This window comes from Micromonospora sp. NPDC047465 (assembly GCF_040643125.1).
In the GTDB taxonomy this organism is placed as follows: Bacteria; Actinomycetota; Actinomycetes; order Mycobacteriales; family Micromonosporaceae; genus Micromonospora.
This window is the reverse complement of the sequence record NZ_JBEYTP010000014.1, coordinates 1-19,460: the sequence shown is the minus strand read 5'-3', so window position 1 is coordinate 19,460 and position 19,460 is coordinate 1. Positions and strand designations below refer to the sequence as shown.

The window sequence follows — 19,460 nt, the reverse complement described above, 5'->3', positions numbered from 1 at the left end:
CCCCGATCCGGCGTCGTCGTGGCGACGTCACCCCGGCCAGGTCAGTCGTCCTCCTCCGGATCCTGGTTGGCCTCCGCGCCGAGCACGAACGCCTGCATGGCCAGCTCGTCGCCCGAGGGCGAAACGAAGGCGGGCAGCTCGCGCGGCCCCAGCTCCTGCACGTACGCCCAGAACAGCCGGACCGCCTCGGCGGGCGAGGCGGCCTCGATCGGCAGGTCGAGGCTGACCAGCCAGGAACGCCGCTGCGGCGGCGGGCCGAGCTTGTCGGCCAACTCCCGGAACACCGTGGGGTCGAGCGCGGTCACCGGCCCGTCGAGCGTCACCGCCCCGGCCGGCACCGGCTCGTCGAAGGCCCGCCGGGTGTACGCCACCACCAGCGGCGCCTCGCCCCGGTCGGAGAGCGGATCCTCCGGGTCCTCCCGCTCCTGTCCGCTGGCCGCGGCGACCCGACCCAGCGCCACCAGCCGTGGCGGCTCGTCGGCCAGCACCGCCACCCGGTCGCCGGGGCGGGGCCGGTCGGCGTCGGCCAGGCCGGTCAGTTCGAGCGTGTCGTGGTGGACGAGCCGCTCGGCCTCGTAGCGCCCGCCGGGCAGCAGCACGGCCCAGGCGCCCGTGCCGTCGGCGTGGGCCGCCCCGTCCACCCGGTGCGCGGTGTCGGTCGTCATGGCCTCCATCCCATCACGCCGCCCGCGCCGCCACGACGTGGCAGCCCGCAAGGTGGTCGTCGACCATCCCGGTGGCCTGCATCAGCGCGTAGGCCGTGGTGGGGCCGACGAACCGGAAGCCGCGCTTCTTGAGCGCCTTGGCCATCGTGGTGGACTCCGCGGTCAGGGCGGGCACCTGCGCGAAGGACGTGGGCCGGATCGGGCGGGGCGGTGGGGCGAAGGACCAGAGCAGCGCGGAGAGCCCCTCGGGCAGCTCCAGCGCCGCCCGGGCGTTGGCGATCGCCGCCTCGATCTTGGCCCGGTTGCGGACGATGCCGGCGTCGCCGAGCAGCCGGGCCACGTCGGCCTCGCCGTAGCCGGCCACCGTCTCGATCCGGAACTCGTCGAAGGCCAGCCGGAACGCCGGGCGCTTGCGGAGGATGGTCAGCCAGGACAGCCCCGACTGGAACGCCTCCAGCGTGATCCGTTCGTAGAGCGCGTCGTCGCCGTGCAGGGGGCGGCCCCACTCGGTGTCGTGGTAGGCGGCGTAGTCCGGGGTGCTGGTTCCCCAGCCGCAGCGCGGCAGCCCGTCGGCGCCGATCACCAGGTCAGTCACGCGTCCACGCTAGGGCACGGGCCCGACGGCCCCGTCGCCTGCGGCCGCCCTCCGGCGTCCGTACGCGCGCCGCGGGCACGGCTCGGTCAGCCCGAGGTCAATGAGATCGGGGCATCCCGGCCGGGTCGACACCCCGACTGTCAGGGATGTCGAGTCGATCACGCAATCGTCCGGCGGTCAGGGCAGGCGGCCCTGCTCGACCAGCCGGCCGAACTTCTTCAGTGCCTGGGTCAGGCCGAACTTCGAGCCGGGCCACAGCACCGGCCAGGTCACCCGCCCGGCCGGGCCGCCGGGCAGGTGGAACCACTCGTGCCAGACCACCTGGGTGCGGTCCCGGGCCAGCGGCGTGCAGCGCAGCACGCCGGGGCCGCGCAGCAGCTTCCCGCAGTGCACCACCCGGACCTCGTAGGGCGCGTCCACCCGGACCACCCGCATCTCGTCGCGCAGCACGGCCGGGCCGAGCGCGGTCACCGCCTCGACGAGGCTGCCCTCGCCGCCGTCCCCCTCGACCACCCGGACGGTGGTGAACGGGATCCAGTCCGACTGTCGCTCCCACGCCGTCAGCCCCGCGAAGACCCGCTCCGCCGGCGCGTCGACGATCACCGTGGCGGTGACCTCGCCCGCGCCGGGCTGCGCCGCCTCGCGCAGGTCGTCGCCGCCCACGGGCCCGGTCACGCCGACTCCGACCGGACCACCGGCCCCTGCCGCCCGGCGTCGCCCGCCGGCGCCGTCGTGTCGTCGTCGCCCGAAGGTGCCGTCACCCGGTCGTCGCCCGACGGTGACATCGCCCGGTCGTCGCCGGTCAGGTCCTCGCGCCGGGGCTCACGTGGTTCTCCCCCGGCGGCGACGCGGCCGGTCCGGTCCCCGGTGCCGTCGCCGCCCGCCGGGGCGGCGGGCGCGTCGTCGGGGCGCCCGGTGGCGTCGGCGCCCGGAGCCGACGCCGCCCACCCGGTCGACCCGGCCGGCGTCGCGTCACCCGTCGCCGGTCCGGTGCCCGGGTCCGCGAACGCCGGGATCGGCTCGACGACCAGGTCCCGTTCCCCGGCGGCGTCCGGCCGGTCGACCCCGACCGGCACCGTCGCCCGGGCCTGCGGCGACGCCTCGCCGGCGGTCGTCCCGGCCGCCTGCTCCCGGGCGCGGCGCAGGGCGTCGGCGTCCGCGGTCCGCCCCTCGCGCAGCGCGGCGACCTCCGCCTCCAGCACGCCGACGAGCTCGGACTTGTAGCCGATGTCGTAGGCCGCCCGGCGCATCGCCTGGTCGACCTGGTCCATCCGGTAGCCGCGCAGCGCCGTGTCGAACCGGACCTCACCCACGTCGGCCTCGCGGAGCGGGCGGGTGGCCGGCAGCGGCACGGCGCGCCCGTCCGGCTCGGCCGGCGTCAGGCCGGGATCCCGGCCGGTGACCAGCACGGTCACACCGAACACCACGGCCCCGACGGTCAGCGCGACGACAAGCAGGAGCAGAACCTGATCCATGCACAGATCGTGGCATGTCGAAGGGGCCGGAGCGACCCCACCACCCCCACCGCCGCACCGGAGCGGGCGGCGGGACCTGGGCCGGGGTCGAGGTCGACGCCCGCCGGGACCACCGGGGGCGCGGGCCGCCGCTCGACAGGGCGTGACGACACGCGGACGACACGTGGGGCGCGACGGCGGGCGGAACCCCACCCGGTCGGTGACCGTGCCATCGACGCTGACGACGCGGCGACGGCCGACCGGCCGGGCCCGGCGGCGGCGGACCGGATAGCGTCGTGATCGGCCGGCGACGGGGACGGGACGACGGCGCGGACCTTCAGGAGGCGGTATGGCCGGGGCGCTTCGGCTCGGTGGGCGGACGTTCGGCCCGGGCGAGCTGGTGGTGATGGCGATCGTCAACCGGACGCCGGACTCGTTCTTCGACCGGGGCGCGACCTTCGCCCAGGACAGCGCGCTGCGCGCCGTGGAGCGGGCGGTCGAGGAGGGCGCCGAGATCATCGACATCGGCGGGGTCAAGGCCGGCCCGGGCGCCGAGGTCGACGTCGCCGAGGAGATCCGACGCACGGTGGCGACCATCGCCGCCGTCCGGGCCGCCTTCCCCGACGTGGTGATCTCGATCGACACCTGGCGGGCCGAGGTCGCGGTGGAGGCGGTGGCCGCGGGCGCCGACCTGCTCAACGACACCTGGTCCGGCGCCGACCCGGCCCTGGCCCGGGTGGCGGCGGAGACCGGCGCCGGGCTGGTCTGCTCGCACGCCGGTGGTCTGGCGCCCCGGACCCGGCCGCACCGGGCGGCCTTCCCCGACGTGGTGGCCGACGTGGTCGCGACGGTGACCGGGCTCGCCGAGCGCGCGGTCGGGCTGGGCGTACGGGCCGACGGGATCCTGATCGACCCGGCGCACGACTTCGGCAAGAACACCCGTCACTCGCTGGAGATCACCCGCCGGCTCGACGAGCTCACCGACACCGGCTGGCCGCTGCTGGTCGCCCTGTCGAACAAGGACTTCGTCGGCGAGACGCTGGACCTGCCGGTGGCCGAGCGGCTGGAGGGGACGCTGGCGGCCACCGCCGTCTCCGCCTGGCTGGGCGCCCGGGTGTTCCGGGCGCACCAGGTACGCCCCACCCGCCGGGTGCTCGACATGGTCGCGTCGATCCGCGGTGACCGCCCGCCCGCGGCGACCCGGCGCGGCCTGGCCTGACCACGACGACCTCGCCCGGCCCGACCTGACCACGGCCGGCGCGGGCGGTGGGAGCCGGACGATCACCGGCGCCCGGGCCGGTCGGGCCCGGGTCAGGTCAGGTCCAGCGCAGGATGTTCTTCCGCCAGGCGTAGAGGATGCCGAGCGCCAGCACCGCGACGAAGACCGCCATCTCCACGACCGTCACCATCCCGAACCCCGGCCGGTCGAAGACCACCGCCCAGGGGAAGAGGAACACGGACTCCACGGCGAACAACACGTAGAGATACGCGTACACGTAGTAACGGATCTGCATCTGGGCCCAGTCGGCGCCAACGGGGTCGAGGCCGCACTCGTAGCTGGCCCGCTTGCCGTGGGGATCGGCCGGACGGGCAGGACGTAACACCCGATTGGCCGAGAACGCCGTAACGAAGAAGAGGACGCTGGCGAGCAGCAGGAGCCCGAGCGTCGCGTACGAGCCCAGGTAACCGGTCACGGTCGATCAGCCTACCGCCCCGCGCGGCCGGCCGAGCGTTACGGACTTGTTTCCGGGCGGGACTAGTGCCAGTGGACAACAGTTGCCGAATATTGGAACCCTCACTCATCGTCACGGAGGACAGATGGCCCGCGTGGACGTACGGCCCGGCCGACGGGCGTGTGACCGGCGTACCGTTCCCCTGCTGGCGATCTCCCTCGCGGTCGGGCTCACGGTCGCCGCGGTGCCGGGCTGGGCGGCTGCGGCCCCCACCGCCGCCCGGGTCGCCGCCGCCGCCACGGACCCGGCCGGCGAGCCCGGCACGGAGCCGTCTACGGCGGACCCGACGGACACCGGGCCGGTGCCCAGCGAGGCGCCGTCGACCACCTCTCCGCCGCCGGAGTCCACGCCGCCGGCCGGGACGACCGAGCCGACCCCGACGACCACGGCCCCGGAGGAGCCGGCGCCGACCACCGCCGCACCGACCCTCAGCGCGCCGCCGACGGCGCCGTCGGTGCCGCCGGTGCGCCCGAGCGCGCCCGCACCGGGCAGCCCGGCGGCCTCCCCGGCCGGCGTCCACGTCACCACCGACGACATCACCCTGACCGCCTCCTACTGGAACGCGCCGAGCACCGTGACCGCGCTGCGGGTGACCGTCACCAACACCGGGGCGGCGCCCGCCCGGATCCGGCTCGCCTACACGCTCCCGGCCGGGCTGACCGACGCCGGCACCCGGGGCTGCGCCCACGTCGGCGGCGGGACACACCGCTGCGGCGAGTGGACGAGCGCGCCGGGCGCCCGGTTCAGCACCCTGCTCCGCGTACGCGTGGCCGGCGACGCCTGGCGGCAGATGCCCCTCAGCGGCTCCGTCCAGGTCACCGCGACCGCCCCCGGCGCGGAGCCGGCGCGCGACGACGAGGGTTTCGCCGTGCTCTTCCCGCCCGGCCCGCCGGCGCCCGGGATCAGGCTGGAGGCCGGCGAGGTCGCCTTCGACATCAGCGGCGGAGCGAGCGGGCTGGACGTACGCCTGGGCAACACCGGCCGGGTCGACGCCGACGGCCGGGTCGAGGTGGTCCTGCCGGCCGGGGTGACCGTGCCGGCGCCGCCGCCGGGCTGCACCGCCGCCGGCCCGACGCGGACCCGCTGCGACCTGGGCACGGTCCCCGCCGGCCGCGCCGCCCACCTGCGGCTGCCGGTGTCCGCGACGCCCGAGGCCCAGCGGACGGCCCCGCTGGCCGGCGCGGTGCTCGGCAAGCTCGACCCGCGCAGCGGCCGGGCCCGGCAGGTGCAGATGAGCTTCCGGATCACCGCTGCCGCGGCCCTGGCCAACCCGGTGATCTCGCCGCCCGCCCCGACCGGGTCGCAGGGCGTGCTGGCCGCCGATTCCCCCACCCTGCGCGCCGGCGGGGGCAGCTCGGTGCGGCAGACCGCGATCATCCTGATTGCCGTCTCCACGCTGCTGGTGGTGCTGGCCCTCACGCTGGCGACCACCTCCCTGCGGCGGCGGTTGGGCGCCCCGGTGCCGGAGCCGACGACGGCACCCGCGCCGACGGACTGACCCGGAAGCCGGTCACCGACCCGGATCGCGGGCACCCCGGTGATCTGGATTACGGCGGGCGGGCGGAAACACCGCAAACCGGTGTGGAACCCCGCCCGATCGGATCCCACAAGGCGGCCTACAAGAAAGTTGGAAGGACGATCCGACGTAGGCTCTCAGGTGAGGAACTACGGCGGACCGGACCCGCCCCACGCGGGTCCGGTGCAGCGGTGCGTCAAGGAGGTCACGTGGCCGGGCTAGGCGAGGTCACCATCATGTTCAGCCGCCCGCGCGACCGCGCACAGCGAAGCGAGGTGCAGGCGTGACCAAGCAGATCCGTCAACTGGACCGGGTGGTGATCCGGTTCGCCGGCGACTCCGGCGACGGCATGCAGCTCACCGGCGACCGGTTCACCTCGGAGACCGCGCAGCTGGGCAACGACATCTCCACGTTGCCGAACTTCCCGGCGGAGATCCGGGCCCCCGCCGGCACCCTGCCGGGCGTGTCGAGCTTCCAGGTGCACTTCGCCGACTACGACATCCTGACCCCCGGCGACGCGCCGAACGTGCTGGTGGCGATGAACCCGGCGGCGCTCAAGGCCAACCTCGTCGACCTGCCGCGCGGGGCGGACATCATCGTCAACACCGACGAGTTCACCAAGCGCAACCTTGCCAAGGTCGGTTACCAGGCGAACCCGCTCGAAGACGACACGCTCGCCGGCTACGTGGTGCACCCGGTGGCGCTGACGTCGATGACGGTCGGCGCGCTCGCCGAGCACGACGTGTCCAAGAAGGACGCCGAGCGGGCCAAGAACATGTTCGCCCTCGGCCTGCTCTCCTGGATGTACAACCGGCCCTACGAGTCGACGCTGCGCTTCCTGGAGCGCAAGTTCGCCGCCCGCCCGGAGCTGGTCGCGGCGAACGTCGCGGCGTTCCGCGCCGGCTGGAACTTCGGCGAGACGACCGAGGACTTCGCGGTCCGCTACGAGGTCAAGCCGGCGAAGATGCAGCCGGGCACCTACCGCAACATCACCGGCAACGCCGCCCTGTCGCTCGGGCTGGTGGCCGCCGGCGTGCGCTCCGGGCTGCCGGTCTTCCTGGGCGCCTACCCGATCACCCCGGCCTCGGACATCCTGCACGAGCTGAGCAAGCACAAGCGCTTCGGCGTGCTCACCATGCAGGCCGAGGACGAGATCGCCGCGGTCGGCGCGGCGCTGGGCGCCTCGTACGGCGGCTCGCTCGGCGTCACCACCACCAGCGGCCCGGGCGTGGCGCTCAAGAGCGAGACGATCTCCCTCGCGGTGGCGCTGGAGCTGCCGCTGGTCATCGTCGACGTGCAGCGGGCCGGCCCCTCCACGGGCATGCCCACGAAGACCGAGCAGGCCGACCTCAACATGGCGCTCTACGGCCGCCACGGCGAGGCCCCGGTGGCGGTCATCGCGCCGCGGTCCCCGGCGGACTGCTTCCACGCGGCCATCGAGGCGGCCCGGATCGCGCTGACCTACCGCACCCCGGTCATCCTGCTGTCCGACAACTACGTCGCCAACGGGTCCGAGCCGTGGCTGCTGCCCGACGTCGAGTCGCTGCCCGACCTGCGGGTCGAGTTCGCCACGAAGCCCAACGGCGAGGACGGCACCACCTTCCTGCCGTACCTGCGCGACCCGGAGACCCTGGCCCGGCCGTGGGCCGTTCCGGGCACCGCCGGGCTCGAGCACCGCATCGGCGGCCTGGAGAAGGCCGACAAGACCGGCGACATCTCGTACGACCCGGCGAACCACGACTTCATGGTGCGCACCCGGGCGGCCCGGATCGAGACGATCCCGGTGCCGGACGTCGAGGTCGAGGACCCGAACGGCGACGCCCGGGTGCTGGTGCTCGGCTGGGGCTCTACGTACGGGCCGATCGGCGCGGCCTGCCGGGGCCTGCGCCAGCGCGGCCACTCCATCGCCCAGGCGCACCTGCGGCACCTCGCCCCGATGCCGGCCAACCTCGGCACGGTGCTGAGCTCCTACGACCGCGTGGTCATCCCCGAGATGAACCTCGGCCAGCTCGCCCACGTGATCCGGGCCAAGTACCTGGTCGACGCGATCGGCTACAACCAGGTCCGCGGCCTGCCGTTCACGGCCAACGAGCTGGAGACGATGCTGGAAGAGGTCCTGAAGAATGTCTGAGCCCGTCGCCCTCAAGCTCACCGCCAAGGACTTCAAGTCCGACCAGGAGGTGCGCTGGTGCCCCGGCTGCGGCGACTACGCGATCCTCGCCGCGATCCAGCAGTTCATGCCGGAGCTGAACATCCCGCGCGAGCGGATCGTCTTCGTCTCCGGCATCGGCTGCTCGTCCCGCTTCCCGTACTACATGAACACCTACGGGATGCACTCGATCCACGGCCGTGCCCCGGCGATCGCCACCGGCCTGTCGGCCAGCCGCCCCGACCTGTCGGTCTGGGTGGTCACCGGCGACGGTGACGCCCTCTCCATCGGCGGCAACCACCTGATCCACGCGCTGCGCCGCAACGTCAACCTGAAGATCCTGCTGTTCAACAACCGGATCTACGGCCTGACCAAGGGGCAGTACTCGCCGACCTCCGAGGTCGGCAAGATCACCAAGTCGACGCCCGCCGGCTCGGCCGACGCCCCGTTCAACCCGCTCTCGCTCGCCCTCGGCGCCGAGGCCACCTTCGTGGGCCGCACCATCGACTCCGACCGCAAGCACCTCCAGTCGGTGCTGCGGGCCGCGGCGGAGCACCAGGGCTCGGCGTTCGTGGAGATCTACCAGAACTGCAACATCTTCAACGACGGCGCGTTCGACCAGCTCAAGGAGCCGGCCACCCGGGACGACTACCTGATCCGGCTGGAGCACGGGCAGCCCATCACGTTCGGCAAGGACGGGCAGTTCTGCGTCGTGCACCCGCCCGGCGGGTTCGGCCTGGAGGTCCGGGAGACCGCCTCGGTCAGCCCCGGGGAGATCGTCGTGCACGACGCGACGGTCACCGACCCGGCGTACGCCTTCGCGCTGTCCCGGCTGCCCGGCCTCGACCTGCGCAACACCCCGATCGGGGTGTTCCGCTCGGTCGACCGCCCGTCCTACGACAGCGTGGTGCAGGCGCAGCTCGACGCGGCAAAGGCGACGGTGACCGAGACCCCGGAGCAGCAGCTCGCCGGGCTCCTCGCCAGCGGGGACACCTGGACCATCCTCTGACCGGCGCGGCCGGTCGCCGCCCCGCGAGGGGGAGCGACCGGCCGCCGCAACGCCAGGACGAAAAGGGGCCCGCAACCGGTCGGTTGCGGGCCCCTTCTCGTTATTGCGCGGGAGTGGCTCCCCTGGTCAGAAGATCAGGTTGTAGCTGCCCCAACCGCTGGAGATGACCTTGCCGCTCGCGTCGATCCACTGGCCCTTGCCGTTGGTCGTGTAGAGCCGCATCTGGTTGTTGCTGTTGACGCCCAGCATGTCCATCATGTTGTCGCCGTTCCAGTCGCCCAGCGTGAGGATGCTCTTGAAGCCACCCCAGCCGCTGCCGATCTGGGTGCCGGCCGGGTTGGTCCAGCCGCCCTTGCCGTCAGACTGGTACATCTTGAGGTAACCGGTCGAGGTGCGACCGATGATCACCTCAAGCCCGTCGCCCTTCCAGGCGCCCGGCGTGAGGAACAGGTTGAACCCGTTCCAGCCGGTGCCGATCCGGGTGCCCGCCGGGTTCTCCCAGCCGCCCGCACCGTTGCTGGTGTAGCGGATGAGGTCACCGTTGGACTTGCGGACCAGCAGGCTCGGGCGGTTGTTGCCCATCCAGTTGTTCGTCACCATGAGCGCGGTGAAGTTCGCCCAGCCGGTGCCGATCAGCTTGCCGCCACCGACGAAGTTGCCGCGGCCGTCGGTGTTGTAGATGTACAGCTCGCCGGTGGTCCTCAGCGACATGATGGACGGCCGCTTGTCGCCGTTCCAGTTGTAGACGCGGAAGACCCGCTTGGCGTTGCCCCAGCCCGCGTTGAGCTGCTTCGGCGCGTAGTAGAAGCCGCCGAACCCGTTGTTGGCGAACCCGGCGCCCTCGAAGAGCTTGAGGTTGCCGGCGGTGTCCCGGGCGATGAGGTCGGTGTGACCGTCGCCGCCCCAGTCGGCGTTGATCAGCGGCGGACGGGTCAGGTCCGCCTTGACCGTGCTCACGTAGTTGTTCAGCCGGACGTAGTAGCCCGGGCTCTCGCCGCACGGCTCGAAGCCCCAGCTGGTGATGCCGACCTGCTTGCCGCCGACCATCAGCGGACCGCCGGAGTCGCCGCCGCACGTGTCGGTGCTCGGCACGCTGGGCGTGCCCGCCCCGGCGCAGGTCATCGCGTTCGGGTCGTACCCGTAGGTGCTGCAGACCGAGTCGGACCGCATGGGAACGGTCCCCTTGCGCAGGCGGCTGTCCGGGTTCTCCTCGTACGAGTCGGTCACGCCGTAGCCGGCGATGACCGCGCTCGTGCCCTCCTGGTACGGCGTCGCGTCGCCCTGCGTGCCCAGCGTCACCGGCGTGTACTCGCCGGGCAGGTTCTGCTTGAGCGTCAGCACCGAGACGTCGTGCTTGATCGGGATCGTCGGGTCGTTGTAGACCGCGCTGATGTTCCAGCTCTGGTGGGTCCAGGTGGAACCGACCTCGGCGACGTACCCGCTGCCGCCGAGGATGTTGCCGTTGCTGTCGAGCAGTTGGTCGTTACCAGCGATGACACGGGTGGTGCCCGGGCCGTCGGCGGTGCAGTGCGCGGCCGTCAGCACCTTGTTGGGGGCGATGATCGTGCCGGTGCACCAGTACCAGTAGAACTCTCCGGCGTACTTGAAGCTGGTCACGACGCCGACGATGTAGGGGAACTCCGACGCGCTGGCGAACTCCCCCTTCACGATGCGCGGCGACGGACCCGTGCCGGTCTGGAACCGCGGTCCCTTGGCGCCCGGCGAGGGCAGCTCCAGCTTGCCCTTGTGCAGGTTCGGCAGCCTGTCCAGGTTCCTGGTCCCGGACTCGCTGGCCGCGTCGTACACGCCGTCCCCGGCGGGGGCGGCCTGAGCGACGGTAGCGGGCGCGACGAACGCCGCGCCGGCGAGGGCGAGGCCGACGACGCCGGCCGACCAACGCCGCCTGGCTCCTGCGGATGTTGCCACTTCAGCCACTGATTGATTTCCCGTCGTTCGATTAACGAGGTGCTCGGAACGGCTCAGCGGAGTTGTTCCCGACCGGACGGGAAGACGACGATCGACGCGCGGGGCGTCAACCCACGTGCGAAAGATGAAGCCCCCGTCGTGCCTGTGCCATTGACGGCGCCCGGCTGCGATCGATAACGCTCACCGGCGATTCCAAGCCGCCAAACGGTAGCAAACGAGCCGGCGCGGAAAAAGATCCGCGAAGACGATTCTTGGTCAGCCCAAAGGCTCGGACCGGGGCGGCCGTCCAGGGACGACCGCCGGCGAGGCCGGCACAGCCCAGCCGGCGTCGGATGGCGCGGGGCCGTCAGGGCGTGGTGGTCGCCTGAGGGCGGTCGTCGCGGACGTGGACGAGCATGTCGCCGGTCTCGATGACCGCGCCGGCCTTGTCGGCCAGCGTCACCACCTTGCCGCGCCGGACCAGGGCGATGACCAGCGAGTCCAGCTCTCGGGGGGAGCGGCCCACCTCGGCCCGCTCGGCGGAGCGCATCGCCAGCGCCATGCCCTGGCCGGGGGTGAGCAGGTCCTCCACCACGTCGATCAGCGGCGGGGCCGAGGTGGACAGGCCCAGCAGCCGGCCGGCGGTGGCCGAGGAGACGATCACGTGGTGCGCGCCGCTCTGCTTGAGCAGCGGGGCGTTCTCCGCCTCGCGGGCTGCGGCGATGATCCGCACCTGGCCGGCGGTGAGCTGCCGTACGGTCAGCGCCACCAGGACCGAGGCGTCGTCGCTGTCGGTCGCGATGATCACCGCCTTGGCGTTGCGGACGTGCGCCTCGTTCAGCACGGACGAGCGGGTCGCCGATCCCTCGATCGCCACCAGGCCGGCCGAGGTGGCCTGTCGCAGGGCCGGGCCGCTGCGTTCCACCACCACGATCCGGGACTTGTCCAGCCCGTTCTCCAGCAGGGCGGAGACCGCGCTGCGGCCCTTCGTGCCGTAGCCGCAGATGATGACGTGATCCTTCACGGCTCTCCTCCACCGCGACAGGCGGCGCCCGGTGCGGTACTGCTCGGTCAGGACTTCGAGAGTGGTGCCGACCAGGATGATCAGGAAGATCACCCGGGCCGGCGTGATGTAGACGACGTTGACCAGCCGGGCCGTCTGGCTGACCGGGGTGACGTCGCCGTAGCCGGTGGTCGAGAGGGTGACCACCGTGTAGTAGAAGCAGTCGAGGAGGGTCATGCCGTCCTCGTTGACGTCGCGGTAGCCGTCCCGGTCGAGGTAGACCACGGCGACGGTGGCGAAGACCAGGCCGATGGCGGCGGCAAGGCGGAGGCTCAGCGCGCTAAGCGGGCCCCGTCGCTGCGCGGGAAAGTGGATCACCTGATGACCTGCCCCGACTCCGTCGTCGCCTGCACGCCCACAACATAGCGGCCCGACGGGAATCCGCACGGCGGGGTCGCCGACGGGGCAACCGGTCGGGCGCCCGGACCCGGATGCCGCGGTGGCCGCGGGCGGGCAACCTGGACGCGCTGGTCCGCGGCGGCTCCCGTACGGGCGGCGCGCCGACGGGCCGGTCCGCAGGGCCGGGACAGGGCATGATGGGGGTGTCCCCGACGGCGACCACGAGAGTGAGGCCCGCATGTCGTTGCTGCGACGAGTGATCGGCGGGGTGCTGCGCCGGCTCCGCCTGCGGCAGGGCCGCACGCTGCGCGAGGTGGCCGAGGCCGCCGGGGTGTCGGTGCCCTACCTGTCCGAGGTCGAACGCGGTCGGAAGGAAGCTTCTTCGGAGGTGCTCGCGGCGATCTGCCGGGCGCTCGGCATCCACCTGTCGGACCTGCTTGAGGAGGCGCGCGACGACCTGCGCCGCGTCGAGCCGCGCATCCCGGCGGCGCCCCGGGCGGAACTGGCCTCCGCCGCGGCCGCTCCGGCCGGCCCCGACCCGGTCGGGCCGGAGCGGGCGGACGCCCCCCACGTCACGCCGGTCGCCCGGGTCGGTCTCCGCACCGGCGGGTCGCTGCTGCACCTGGCTCCCCGGGCCGGCGGGCCGACCGTCCGGGTCGGACACTCCGCCTCCGCGCGCGGCGGTCACCCCGGGCCGCGTACCCGTGCGGTGCTCGGCTGCGGACGGTGCCGGTCGGGCCGACGGCGGCTGGCGGTCGTCTAGGCCCGGCCGCTTCCGCCCTCAGCGGATCTGCCGCCGGCAGAATTGTTACGGCGAAGCGCCGTCCGACGGGCAGTCTGAAGGGGCCGGTCCCCCGGGCGCCTCCGGTCGCCCGCCGGCACTGTGGGAGGGCGCGCGATGATCGCTACGGGCGTACGCATGTTGGACGGTGGGCATCCGTCCTTCGACGACCAGGTGTTCAACCGGCTGCTGAAGGAGCGGATCATCTTCCTCGGCACCGAGGTGACCGACGAGTCGGCGAACCGGATCTGCGCCCAGATCCTGCTGCTCGCCGCCGAGGACGCCGACCGGGACATCTTCCTCTACATCAACTCGCCGGGCGGCTCGGTGAGCGCGGGGATGGCCGTCTACGACACCATGCGCTACGTCAAGAACGACGTGGCCACCCTGGCGCTCGGCCTGGCCGGCTCGATGGGGCAGTTCCTGCTCTGCGCCGGGGCGGCCGGGAAGCGCTACGCGCTGCCCCACTCGCGGATCATGATGCACCAGCCGTCCGGCGGGATGGGCGGCACGGCTGCGGACATCACCATCCAGGCCGAGAACATGCTGCACGTGAAGCGGACCATGCAGGAGCTGATCGCCCGGCACAGCGGGCGCACCCTCGACGAGATCCAGCAGGACTGGGACCGGGACCGGTGGTTCACCGCCGAGCAGGCCCGCGAGTACGGCCTCATCGACAAGGTGCTCACCAAGGTCGCCCAGCTGCCCGAAAGCTGACCGGCCGGCCGGGTCGGGCGGCGGCCGGGCGAGCGGGGCCGAGCCGGCACGGCAGCCGGACCGGCCGGCCCCGGCGGCCGGCACCACGGCGACGGGGGCGGCCGGGCGGTGACGCGCGACGGCGGCCGGCGATGGTCCCGCCGGCCGCCGTCGCGTTCCGCCGTCAGGGCAGGTCGACGAAGTCGTCCAGGAAGTCGCGGGCGCTGTCGCTGTCCAGCCGGTAGGTGACGTTGGTGGCGTAGCAGGGGGCGTCGCCGGTGATCGTCGTGGCGGCGAGGAGCCGCTGCCCGCCGATGGTGACGAAGTTCGGGCCGCCCGAGTCGCCGTAGCAGGCCCCGCCGTAGTCGCGGCTCTCGTTCATGGCGAGCCGCACCCAGGTGTTGTTGAGCGCGGCGAAGCCGACCTCCGCCTTCATCCGCACCCCGCCGCCCGGGTGGACGTGCCCGCCGGGCTCGCGCTGGGCCTCCGCCGTGCCGTACCCCATGACCTCCCAGCGGGCCGCGTCGAGCGCCCGGGAGCCGAGCGCGCCGAGTTGGCCGGCCGTCGGCAGGGTGGCCGGGGTGAAGTCCCAGCGCCGGTCCAGCTCGGCCGCCTGCGCGGTGTCGAGGGTGACCACGGAGATGTCGTGCGAGTCGGCGGAGTTGCCCGGGTAGTCGGGGTGGACGTGCTCGGTGCCCTCGACGCCGACGGCGGCGGCCACCTGCGCCGGGCTGAGCCCGGCGGCCTTCGCGGCGGCCAGCTCCGCCTCCACGTCCTGGTCGAGCGAGACGTAGAAGCGGGCGCCCGGCGACCAGTCGGTGGTGCAGTGCGACGCGGTCAGGAAGACGTCGCGGTCGATCATGGTGCCGGAGCAGTACCAGTCCACGACGTCCGGCGTGCCGGGATCGCCGTCGCGGTCCCACTGCACGATCAGGGCGCCGACCTCGGTGCGCTCCGGGGCGGGCAGGGCGTTGTAGGTGTTGATCGCGGATGCCGGTGTGGCGGCGAGGACGGCCGCGGCGAGCGCCGCGGTGGTCAGTGTGGCGAAGAGTGCGGTACGACGCACAGGGTCCTCCGGTGTGAAACGAGAAGCGGCACCGGCGCCGGACGCGCCCCCTCGATCCGCGTCCGACGCGCGGTACGCGATGGCCGCAGGTGGCGGCCGTCGATATGCGGAGCCTATTCCCGGAGCTGGGAATATTCGCGGGCTGCAAGCGCAGCGTCTTGTCAGCGAATCTCGTTACATCCGGAGGTCGGCCTTCGCGGTGGGCCGGCCTTCTCGCGGCGCCGGCGAAACACCGGCTCCGGCTGTCGTCCGCGCCGTCGGCCGCCCTCCCCGACACACGCCCGCGCCCCGTCCGGCGGCCTAGCGAGGCTCGGCGTCGTAGCGGGCGCGGGCGGCCTCCACCTCGTCGAGATGGGTGGTGGCCCAGGACTCGAGCCCGGCGACCAGGTCGAGCAGGCTGCGGCCGAGGTCGGTCAGCGCGTAGTCGACTCGCGGCGGGACGCTCGCGTGCACCGTCCGGGTCACGAGGCCGTCGCGTTCCAGCGCCCGCAGGGTCTGGGTGAGCATCTTCTGACTCACCCCCTCGATCCGCTGGGCCAGTTCGCCGTAGCGCTTCGTGCCGTCGGCGAGGGTGAGCACGACCAGGACGCTCCACCGGTCGCCGATCCGGTCCAGCACCTGCCGGCTGCCGCAGTTGCGGGCGTAGACGTTCGGGTGCATCGCACTCTCCATCGGTAAGTCACGCACTTCAAGGTGCCTACTCTCCAACGGGAAGTATCGCGCTCGCATTCCCGTTGCCGATGACGTCAGACACCATCCCGCACGTACGCAAGGAGTGCCCATGTCCATCGTCGTCACCGGCGCCACCGGCCACCTCGGCCGCCTGATCGTCGACTCGCTGCTGCGCCGGGGCGTACCCGCCGGGCAGGTCGTGGCGCTCGGCCGGGACACCGACCGGCTGGCCGACCTCGCCGCGCGCGGCGTGACGGTGCGGCGGGCCGACTACAGCGACCCCGACTCGCTGCGCGCCGCCCTCGCCGGGGCCGAGAAGCTGATGTTCGTCTCCGGCAGCGAGGTCGGGCAGCGGGTGCAGCAGCACCGCAACGTCGTCGCCGCCGCCAAGGAGGCCGGCGTCGGGCTGGTCGTCTACACCAGCATCGCCAAGGCCGACACCTCCAGCCTCATCCTCGCCAGCGAGCACCGCGCAACGGAGCAGGAGATCCGCTCCTCCGGTCTGCCGTACGTCTTCCTGCGCAACAACTGGTACGTCGAGAACTACCTCCCGCAGCTGCCCACGTACCTGGCGCACGGTGTCGTGGGCGCGTCCGGCGACGGCCGGATCGGCGTCGCCACCCGCGCCGACTACGCGGAGGCCGCGGCGGCGGTGCTCACCACCGAGGGCCACGCCAACCGGGTGTACGAGTTGGCCGGCGCGCCGATCACCATGACCGAGCTGGCCGAGGAGCTGTCCCGGCAGACCGGTCGCCAGGTCGGCTACACCGACCTCGCCGTCGAGAAGTACGCCGAGGTGCTCGCCGGCGCCGGCGTGCCGCAGGCGTACGCGGAGGTGCTCGCGGACGGCGACCGGGGCATCGCCCAGGGCGACCTGGACGTCGAGAGCGACGACCTCGCGAAGCTGATCGGCCGGCAGCCGACGACGCTGGCCGAGGCGATCCGCGCCGCGCTCTGACGACCGCCCACCCGGCCGCCCCGCGCGTCGTCGGCGGGGCGGCCGGGTACCCGGTCAACGCTCCACGGTCAGCACCACCTTGCCCAGCGCCCGGCGCCCCTCCAGGTCGGCGTGCGCCGTGGCGGCGTCGGCCAGCGGATAGGTCGTGACCAACGGGCGCCACCAGCCCTTCCCGGCCAGCTCCAGCGACCGGGCGGCCAGCGCCGGGATGCCGCCGGGCAGGGCGCGCATCCGCTGCCCCAGCCAGCCCACGGTCAGGCCGCGCCCGATGACGTCGTCCGTCCCGATCCGGGTCGCCTCGCCGGCCGACCAGCCGAACATCATGAACCGGCCGCCCGGCCTCAACAGCTCCAGAGCCGCCCGACCCACCGCGCCGCCCACCCCGTCGTAGACCAGGCTCAGGCCGCCCACCTGCTCCCGCACCCGATCGGTCCAGTCCGGCAGCCCGTAGTCCACCACCATGTCCGCGCCGAGGTCGCGCAGCGCCGCCGTCCGGTCGGCGCCACGCGCCGCCGCCACCACGGTGGCGCCGGTCGTCCGCGCCGCCTGCACCAGCAGCCAGCCCACCCCACCGGCCGCCGACGGGACGAAGACGACGTCGTCCGCCGTCGGCGTCTCCAGGTCGAAGACGCCGAGCGCCGTCCGCCCCGTCCCGACCGCCGCCACCGCCTCGGCGCAGGTCAGATTCCGCGGTACGGCGTAGAGCGACTCGACCGAGGTGACCGCCTGCTCGGCGTACCCGCCCGGCACCATGCCCAGGTGCGCGACGACCCGCTTGCCGCGCCACGACCCGTCGACGCCCTCGCCCAGGTCGTCGACGACACCGGCGACCTCCCGCCCGGGGATGGTGGGCAGGTCGGGCAGCGGCATCGGGCCGCCCGCCTCGCCCCGGCGCAGGCTCGTGTCGAGCAGGTGCACGCCGCTCGCCGACACCGCGATCCGTACCTGACCGGGGCCGGGCGACAGGTCCGGCACGTCGTCGAGCACCAGGTTTCCCGGGGGACCGAACTCGTGAAGCTGAATCGCACGCATGCCCCCATCCGACTACCTCAACCTCGCTTGAGGTCAACCCCGACCGGCGGCCCGGAACACCGAGGAAGTCGCGCGGGTCCGCCGCGAAGCGGGTCAACTCCTCACCGGCCTCCAGGTCGAACGCCGAACGGGCCGACCAGCCGCTGTCGTCATGACCCGGCCCCGGCTCGCGCAGCGTGACACCGAGCGACACGTGGCCCCGTCCGTCGTGCCGCGCGTCGAGTTCCAGGTGGCTCCCCGGAGACCACCAGCGGCGGGCACCGTCCCAGCCGCGGCATCACTACACTGCTCGCACAGGATGGTTCTGCTGGCCCTCGCGCTCGACGGCCGCCGCCCAGTCGGTGAGCCTCCCCTGATTCGGCCAGTCAGATACGACCGGTTCGGGCTGCCCGGCGGCGGATTGCCCGGCGGCCGGTTGCCCGCACGCCGTCAGCGCCATGACGGCCGGCGCCGCCAGTGCCAGCAGCAAGGTCCGTGCTTTCATGGTCAACCTCCTCCGCTGGGCGCGTACCACCTGCTCGGACAGTGTGCACCGAACTTGCGCCGTCCGGGATAAGACGCCCATTTCCCCCGGACGGTTCCGGACGCGGACTGCTCGCCTGCGCTGCCGTACGCCAGCCCAACTACGCGGCGCAGTGCTGCTCCGCATCGGTGAGGCCGCCAGCGCCACCGAACACGCGAACCACGCTCTCGCGAAAGCCACAGCGGACCCCTCAGTCGCCTACGGCACGCTCGCCCAAATCCGCATCTGGGCCGCCTCGGCACACCTCAACGCCAACAGCCTCGATGGCGCTCTCTCGGCCCTCTCCCCCGTTCTCACCCTGCCGCCCGAACAGCGACTCCATCCACCAGTCCATCGCTTGCCCGACGTGGGCCGCACCATCGCCAGCACCGTCGCTACCCACGAGCAGCGAAGCCCGCAGCCTCCAAGCAGCGATCACCGAGTTCTGCGCCACCGGCGCAGCCCGCCAACTCCCCTGACAACCTGGAGCGACCATGGCAGTCCCACGGCCACCCGCATCCGCAACCACTGGCACTGGCGACCCGGCTGGGGCATCGGCTTCCGCTTCCACACCTGGCACATCACCTTCAACGGGCAAGCCGAAGTCGAACACCTCGCCGACCGGTCCCTGCTGCCCCGGCAGCGAAGCGCCCTGGTTCAGGGAGGTGGGGGGCCACTTCGTCGTCTCGGTCTACCAGGGCCCGTCGCCGAACTCGTCAGTGCACGCCTCCAACACGGCGAGCGCCGCCCGGTCCATGGCGATGTTCGCGTCGAGCCAGGGGAGCGTGCCGGCGTCGTTGGCCGCGTTGATCAGATCGATGCCGGCCTGCTTGATGCCGGGCACGGTGGACTCGGCGGCGAGCGCGCCCGCATTGCGGAACTCGGTCGGGTCGGTGTCGCCAAGGGCGATCACGGCTCGGCATCCCCGCCGGTCGTCGGTCGTAGACGACGGCGTTGGGGCCGCGGAGGTAGTAGACGGACTGGACGGGGCCGCGGCGGATTCGGCGCTGCCGCCGCAGCCGGTGAGGGCGGCAGCGGCCAGTAGGGCGGTGACAGTGAGGCGGGTCCGGGTCACCCGGGCACGATAGCGCCGCCGGTCAATCCCGCAGGGAGCGTCGCCACGCCGTCGGCGGGCGGGTGTGATGGCAGCGACCGGGTCCGCCTTCAGCCTTCCATTCTCACCGCAGGGTAGCGATGGCGATGCTGCGCGAAGAACTTGTCGAACTCCCTTAATACTCCAACGTCACTTGCCTTCGGCGTTGGGCGTGGCGTGGGCATGAGGACGGCCACCGCGTTGATCATCGATGGTTTGTGAGGACAACCGA

At 73.0% G+C, this 19,460-nt stretch carries 19 protein-coding genes and 1 pseudogene; 7 read left to right on the top strand and 13 right to left on the bottom strand.

The window, feature by feature from the left end; genetic code table 11:
- Nucleotides 1-41: 41 nt before the first annotated feature.
- The 4 genes from ABZ793_RS15110 to ABZ793_RS15095 form a co-directional block, all read right to left on the bottom strand.
- On the bottom strand, nt 42-665 hold the full coding sequence (locus ABZ793_RS15110) for a hypothetical protein (RefSeq protein WP_357457119.1): 624 nt from the start codon (nt 663-665) through the stop codon (nt 42-44).
- Nucleotides 666-678: 13 nt separating this feature from the next.
- Nucleotides 679-1,260: a DNA-3-methyladenine glycosylase I gene (locus ABZ793_RS15105; RefSeq protein WP_357457117.1), complete on the bottom strand. Its 582-nt coding sequence runs from the start codon at nt 1,258-1,260 to the stop codon at nt 679-681.
- A 177-nt stretch (nt 1,261-1,437) separates the two neighbouring features.
- On the bottom strand, nt 1,438-1,935 hold the full coding sequence (locus tag ABZ793_RS15100; RefSeq protein WP_357457115.1) for an SRPBCC family protein: 498 nt from the start codon (nt 1,933-1,935) through the stop codon (nt 1,438-1,440).
- Nucleotides 1,932-2,735, bottom strand: a complete 804-nt coding sequence (locus ABZ793_RS15095; protein ID WP_357457113.1) for a DivIVA domain-containing protein — start codon at nt 2,733-2,735, stop codon at nt 1,932-1,934. Before ABZ793_RS15095 ends, ABZ793_RS15100 begins: the two co-directional genes overlap by 4 nt.
- A gap of 328 nt (nt 2,736-3,063) precedes the next feature.
- Between ABZ793_RS15095 and folP the strand changes: the two genes are divergently transcribed.
- The gene (gene folP / locus ABZ793_RS15090; protein WP_357457111.1) at nt 3,064-3,933 is read left to right on the top strand and encodes a dihydropteroate synthase; all 870 of its coding nucleotides are present in this window, start codon (nt 3,064-3,066) and stop codon (nt 3,931-3,933) included.
- A gap of 97 nt (nt 3,934-4,030) precedes the next feature.
- On the opposite strand, the gene ndhC is transcribed toward folP, so the two are convergent.
- A complete protein-coding gene (ndhC, locus tag ABZ793_RS15085) occupies nt 4,031-4,408 on the bottom strand; it encodes an NADH-quinone oxidoreductase subunit A (protein ID WP_357457109.1) in 378 nt (125 codons plus the stop codon).
- A gap of 124 nt (nt 4,409-4,532) precedes the next feature.
- Between ndhC and ABZ793_RS15080 the strand changes: the two genes are divergently transcribed.
- From ABZ793_RS15080 to ABZ793_RS15070, 3 genes are all read left to right on the top strand, one after another.
- The gene (locus tag ABZ793_RS15080; protein WP_357457107.1) at nt 4,533-5,945 is read left to right on the top strand and encodes a hypothetical protein; all 1,413 of its coding nucleotides are present in this window, start codon (nt 4,533-4,535) and stop codon (nt 5,943-5,945) included.
- A gap of 301 nt (nt 5,946-6,246) precedes the next feature.
- Nucleotides 6,247-8,094 carry a 2-oxoacid:acceptor oxidoreductase subunit alpha gene (locus tag ABZ793_RS15075; protein ID WP_357457105.1) on the top strand — a complete coding sequence of 616 codons (1,848 nt, stop codon included), beginning with the start codon at nt 6,247-6,249 and terminating at the stop codon, nt 8,092-8,094.
- The gene (locus ABZ793_RS15070; protein ID WP_357457103.1) at nt 8,087-9,121 is read left to right on the top strand and encodes a 2-oxoacid:ferredoxin oxidoreductase subunit beta; all 1,035 of its coding nucleotides are present in this window, start codon (nt 8,087-8,089) and stop codon (nt 9,119-9,121) included. Before ABZ793_RS15075 ends, ABZ793_RS15070 begins: the two co-directional genes overlap by 8 nt.
- Before the next feature lie 126 nt (nt 9,122-9,247).
- On the opposite strand, the gene ABZ793_RS15065 is transcribed toward ABZ793_RS15070, so the two are convergent.
- Together ABZ793_RS15065 and ABZ793_RS15060 are read right to left on the bottom strand one after the other, a co-directional pair.
- Nucleotides 9,248-11,047 (bottom strand): trypsin-like serine protease, encoded by a 1,800-nt coding sequence (locus ABZ793_RS15065; RefSeq protein ID WP_357457101.1) that lies wholly within the window; start codon nt 11,045-11,047, stop codon nt 9,248-9,250.
- 346 nt (nt 11,048-11,393) lie between these two features.
- A complete protein-coding gene (locus ABZ793_RS15060; RefSeq protein ID WP_350701536.1) occupies nt 11,394-12,407 on the bottom strand; it encodes an NAD-binding protein in 1,014 nt (337 codons plus the stop codon).
- A 259-nt stretch (nt 12,408-12,666) separates the two neighbouring features.
- Here ABZ793_RS15060 and ABZ793_RS15055 point away from each other — a divergent pair, with 259 nt between their 5' ends.
- Together ABZ793_RS15055 and ABZ793_RS15050 are read left to right on the top strand one after the other, a co-directional pair.
- Nucleotides 12,667-13,191, top strand: a complete 525-nt coding sequence (locus ABZ793_RS15055) for a helix-turn-helix transcriptional regulator (protein WP_357457098.1) — start codon at nt 12,667-12,669, stop codon at nt 13,189-13,191.
- 135 nt (nt 13,192-13,326) lie between these two features.
- Complete coding sequence (locus ABZ793_RS15050; protein WP_350701539.1) at nt 13,327-13,926, top strand: ATP-dependent Clp protease proteolytic subunit; 600 nt, start codon at nt 13,327-13,329, stop codon at nt 13,924-13,926.
- A 163-nt stretch (nt 13,927-14,089) separates the two neighbouring features.
- Here the strand turns inward: ABZ793_RS15050 and ABZ793_RS15045 are convergent, their stop codons facing one another.
- Both ABZ793_RS15045 and ABZ793_RS15040 read right to left on the bottom strand, forming a co-directional pair.
- Entirely contained in the window at nt 14,090-14,971 is an 882-nt protein-coding gene (locus tag ABZ793_RS15045; protein WP_357457096.1) for a trypsin-like serine protease, read from the bottom strand.
- A gap of 300 nt (nt 14,972-15,271) precedes the next feature.
- Complete coding sequence (locus tag ABZ793_RS15040) at nt 15,272-15,631, bottom strand: helix-turn-helix domain-containing protein (protein ID WP_357457094.1); 360 nt, start codon at nt 15,629-15,631, stop codon at nt 15,272-15,274.
- Nucleotides 15,632-15,752: 121 nt separating this feature from the next.
- On the opposite strand from ABZ793_RS15040, the gene ABZ793_RS15035 reads away from it, so the two are divergent.
- Nucleotides 15,753-16,601: an SDR family oxidoreductase gene (locus tag ABZ793_RS15035; RefSeq protein WP_357457092.1), complete on the top strand. Its 849-nt coding sequence runs from the start codon at nt 15,753-15,755 to the stop codon at nt 16,599-16,601.
- A gap of 54 nt (nt 16,602-16,655) precedes the next feature.
- Here the strand turns inward: ABZ793_RS15035 and ABZ793_RS15030 are convergent, their stop codons facing one another.
- The 4 genes and pseudogenes from ABZ793_RS15030 to ABZ793_RS15015 form a co-directional block, all read right to left on the bottom strand.
- Entirely contained in the window at nt 16,656-17,633 is a 978-nt protein-coding gene (locus ABZ793_RS15030) for a zinc-binding dehydrogenase (protein WP_357457090.1), read from the bottom strand.
- Between the two features lie 70 nt (nt 17,634-17,703).
- Nucleotides 17,704-17,895: pseudogene (locus ABZ793_RS15025) on the bottom strand (DUF6228 family protein); the annotation flags it as partial.
- Nucleotides 17,896-17,913: 18 nt separating this feature from the next.
- Complete coding sequence (locus ABZ793_RS15020; RefSeq protein WP_357457088.1) at nt 17,914-18,117, bottom strand: hypothetical protein; 204 nt, start codon at nt 18,115-18,117, stop codon at nt 17,914-17,916.
- A 709-nt stretch (nt 18,118-18,826) separates the two neighbouring features.
- A complete protein-coding gene (locus ABZ793_RS15015) occupies nt 18,827-19,048 on the bottom strand; it encodes a hypothetical protein (RefSeq protein WP_357457086.1) in 222 nt (73 codons plus the stop codon).
- Nucleotides 19,049-19,460 lie beyond the last annotated feature (412 nt).